Source organism: Okeania sp. SIO2B9 (genome assembly GCF_010672505.1).
Taxonomy (GTDB): domain Bacteria; phylum Cyanobacteriota; class Cyanobacteriia; order Cyanobacteriales; family Microcoleaceae; genus Okeania; species Okeania hirsuta.
This window is the reverse complement of sequence record NZ_JAAHGK010000838.1, coordinates 1-3,478: the sequence shown is the minus strand read 5'-3', so window position 1 is coordinate 3,478 and position 3,478 is coordinate 1. Positions and strand designations below refer to the sequence as shown.

Here is a 3,478-nt window from a genome sequence, read left to right as displayed (position 1 = left end):
TCATGTTTATCTTCAGCATTTTCTTCTAATAATAGATATTCTTCTGGAGTATATACTTTCTTGCGTGTCTGAATTTGCATATTTTTTTCAAGAGTATTGTTATTTGGCATTGGTGAATTAGTGTATAATATTAATCTTCATTATTTAGGAGTCAACCCACCCCTCGCCCCTCCCCCTCCCAGGAGGGGGATGACCCAGTCAGAAGGAAAGAAAGAATAAGAAAGAGTAGTAGAGGGAGAAAGTTTTTTGTTTGTGCTCTTATCCGGACAAGATATCATACCTCTTTTTACCGAAAAATTGTGGTTTAAAGCCTCCCCTTTTAAGGGGATAATAAGCGGTCGTTAGCGCAGCTTCCCGTAGGGTGGGATGGCGATCTTCGGAGCGGGTCTGTAAGAACGGGTCTCCTCGCTGGCCGACCATCGACCAAGAGAAGAAAAATTTTCATTATTAGTCAATCCTCTTCTTTTCAAGGAGAGGTAATAATTAATAATTAATTATTAATTATTAATTATTGAACCACGCCTGTTATTTAATAAATATTAGGATTGAAGCAAAATAAAATGACTAAAAACACTAGAACTACTAAATTATACAGCAGTTTCCGAAGCTATGAGGTATAGTTGTTTTTATTCTTTTCTGTTCCCTGTTCCCTCTCTTGGTGCGCGTTCCCTCTCTTGGTCAGCATTCCGCAAGCGAGCTGGCGTCGTCGCGGGGTCTGACCGCTTGCGTCTGACGCCGACGCGGGGTCGCACCGCTGTTCCCTGTTCCCTCAAACCTAAAATTTTGTACCTCATAACAACGGAAAACAGTGTATGTTTGATTGTATCATAGTTGGCTCCGGACCAGCAGGAGCAAGTGCCGCATATCATCTAGCAAAAAACGGACGTTCTGTATTAGTCTTAGAAAAAGAATCTTTACCTCGATATAAACCCTGTGGAGGTGGAGTTTCTCCCATTGTTCAACAGTGGTTTGATTTTGATTTTACACCAGCTATTTCTCTGAAAATAAATTCCATTCGTTATACTTGGAAAAAAGGCGATTTAGTAGAAGTTAACCTTAAAAATCAAGAACCAATTTGGATGGTACGTCGAGAAGTTTTTGATTATTTTATCGTTCAGCAAGCGAAAAAACAGGGAGCAGAAATTAGAGATAAAACTAAAGTTATAGGCATAGAATTTAAGAACAACAACTGGCAAGTTAATACCAATAATCAATCATTTATTGGTCGTTATTTAATTGCTGCGGATGGAGCTAAAGGTTCCATGGCAAAATGGTTGGGTTTTAACAATCGTAAACGCTTTTCAGGTGGTGCGATGGAAATAGAAGTACCAGTTGAAAATCAGCAAATTGATAGTGCTTATTTTGAGTTTGGAATGTTAAATAATGGCTATGTTTGGAATTTTCCTAAAGCTGATGGATACTCAATAGGAGTCGGTACATTTTGGCGAAAACATGGTCAAAATTTTGCAGCTTTATTAACAGAATATGCCACAATGTTTGAGGTAGATATTCAAAATATTCAGAAGTTTGGTCATCCTTTATGTTTATGGAATGGGAATCAAAAATTACATACACAAAATGCAGTTTTAGCAGGAGAAGCAGCTTGTATTGTTGACCCCTTTACTGCTGAAGGAATTCGCCCTTCTATATTTACAGGTATTAAAGCAGCAACAGCAATTCATAATTCTCTAAATGGGGATTTATTTGCTTTAGAAAAATACACTCAAATAATTAATGAAGAATGGGGTAAAGATATGGTTTGGGCACAACGTTTAGCCCAAGGATTTTCTCATTTTTCACATATTGGTTATCAAGTAGGGGTGAAGCGACCTCGTGCTACTACTATTATGACAAAAATTTTGTCTGGAGAATTACGTTATTCGGATGTAGTGGGTTCTGCTTTGCGACGACTTTGGCAAAGATAAAAATTTATTCTAAATGAAGGCAGAAGGCAGGAGGCAGAGGGCAGAAGGAAAAAAAGGAGAAAACTCAAGATAATTTTAGCATTTCTTCGGTACTGTCAGTTCTTAAATGTTATTTATAACTGACCCGTCCGTTAGCGTAGCTCCCCCGGAGGGGGAACATGATATTAAGATGTCGTAAAACTTTGGAGATTTAGTATTATACCAAGGGTGAAAAAAGAATGTTACAAATAATAAGCAGTATTAAAATAATTTGTAGGAAATATCTATAGCAGTCCTATTTTATTTGTGTATAAAAATCTTACCGCTTTTAGGGAACAGGGAACAGGGAACAGGGAACAGGGAACAGGTAGAAGTTTCAGTTTTTTTATCTACTTTTTGATTTGTCACAACTTATTTAGGATTGCTATATTGGACGAAAAAGATAAATTACTACATAAAAAATGGTATCAAACCTATTCCCATACGACTTGATCCTCCTGTATTTCCCTCCTGGGAGGGGGAGGGGCGAGGGGTGGGTTGACTCAATAGCAGTAACCTAAATATTTGTAGCAAAGATTTATCAAACTGGTATTATACCCCTCGATTTTAGCTGATAGCTGAATGGTAATAGCTAATTAGGGTTTGCTGATTAAATCTAAAAGCATTCACATATCAAGACAAGTGTCTTTTTGGGGTCGAAAAAAGTGCCTGGTTTTCAGCTCTTCACGCTCAAAAAGTTAGTATTTTAGGCTCATAGTTGGGCAGAAAAATCATTCTTACAATTCTTACTCCTACCTCCTCGCTCCCGATCCATTTCTCCCCTCCTGGGAGGGGGAGGGGCGAGGGGTGGGTTGTCTCCTGTCTCCTGTCTCCTACCCTTACTAAAAGACTTTTTCAGCAAACCCTAATTAATCAATTAAATCATCTTTAATTAAAGCTTTAAAGTTAGGATTTGAGCTAATGTTAAAAAAATCAGCATCAGCTTCTGCCATTTCTCGATATGGTTGACCAGCACCTAAATTAATTGCTTGTTCTAAATTTTCAATAGCTAAATATAGCTTATCCTGTAAAGCATAACAACGAGCTTTATTATAGTAAGCCAAAGAATAATCTGACTGAATTTTTATGGCTTGGTCAAAACAAGCGATCGCCTCAACCCAATTTCCTAAATTAGATAAAGCTTGACCTAAATTATTCCAAGCTTCCTGATAGTCTACTTTTATATCTATTGCCTTCTCATAACTAATAATTTCTCTTTTAGTATTCCCCAAATAAAATAAAGTTTTTCCTTGAAAATTCCAAGCTATATAATGATTAGGCTTAAGCTTAATGACTTGTTCAAAAGAATTCAAGGCTTCCTGATACCTTCCTAATTCAAATAATGCCTTGCCTTGATTATGCCAAGCTTGGTATAAACTAGGTTTAAACTTTATTGCTTGTTTGTAATTTTCAATTGCTTCTCGATAATGTCCTAAACTACTCCAAGTATTTCCAACATTGTACCAAGCTTGATATAGATCTGGTTTGATTTTTATTGCTCTCTCAAAAGAAGCGATAACTTCTTTTGAGAGAGA

General features: G+C 37.0%; 5 protein-coding genes. 1 reads left to right on the top strand and 4 read right to left on the bottom strand.

Annotated elements, in window-relative coordinates; all coding sequences use genetic code 11:
- Window positions 1–626: 626 nt before the first annotated feature.
- Window positions 627–794 (bottom strand): hypothetical protein, encoded by a 168-nt coding sequence (locus tag F6K13_RS24220; protein ID WP_287287741.1) that lies wholly within the window; start codon window positions 792–794, stop codon window positions 627–629.
- An 18-nt stretch (window positions 795–812) separates the two neighbouring features.
- On the opposite strand from F6K13_RS24220, the gene F6K13_RS24215 reads away from it, so the two are divergent.
- A complete protein-coding gene (locus F6K13_RS24215) occupies window positions 813–1,925 on the top strand; it encodes a geranylgeranyl reductase family protein (RefSeq protein ID WP_124146815.1) in 1,113 nt (370 codons plus the stop codon).
- A 429-nt stretch (window positions 1,926–2,354) separates the two neighbouring features.
- Here F6K13_RS24215 and F6K13_RS24210 read toward each other — a convergent pair whose 3' ends face one another.
- The 3 genes from F6K13_RS24210 to F6K13_RS24200 form a co-directional block, all read right to left on the bottom strand.
- Window positions 2,355–2,477 (bottom strand): hypothetical protein, encoded by a 123-nt coding sequence (locus tag F6K13_RS24210; RefSeq protein ID WP_287288621.1) that lies wholly within the window; start codon window positions 2,475–2,477, stop codon window positions 2,355–2,357.
- A gap of 178 nt (window positions 2,478–2,655) precedes the next feature.
- Window positions 2,656–2,805, bottom strand: a complete 150-nt coding sequence (locus F6K13_RS24205) for a hypothetical protein (RefSeq protein ID WP_161564670.1) — start codon at window positions 2,803–2,805, stop codon at window positions 2,656–2,658.
- Window positions 2,806–2,812: 7 nt separating this feature from the next.
- Window positions 2,813–3,478: tetratricopeptide repeat protein (locus F6K13_RS24200; protein WP_287288620.1), on the bottom strand; the 666-nt coding region annotated here is incomplete at its 5' end.

Coding starts and splice junctions, on each gene's coding strand:
- F6K13_RS24215 (WP_124146815.1), top strand. CDS start 813: ATGTTTGATTGTATCATAGTTGGCTCCGGACCAGCAGGAGCAAGTGCC.
- F6K13_RS24220 (WP_287287741.1), bottom strand. CDS start 794: ATGAGGTACAAAATTTTAGGTTTGAGGGAACAGGGAACAGCGGTGCGA.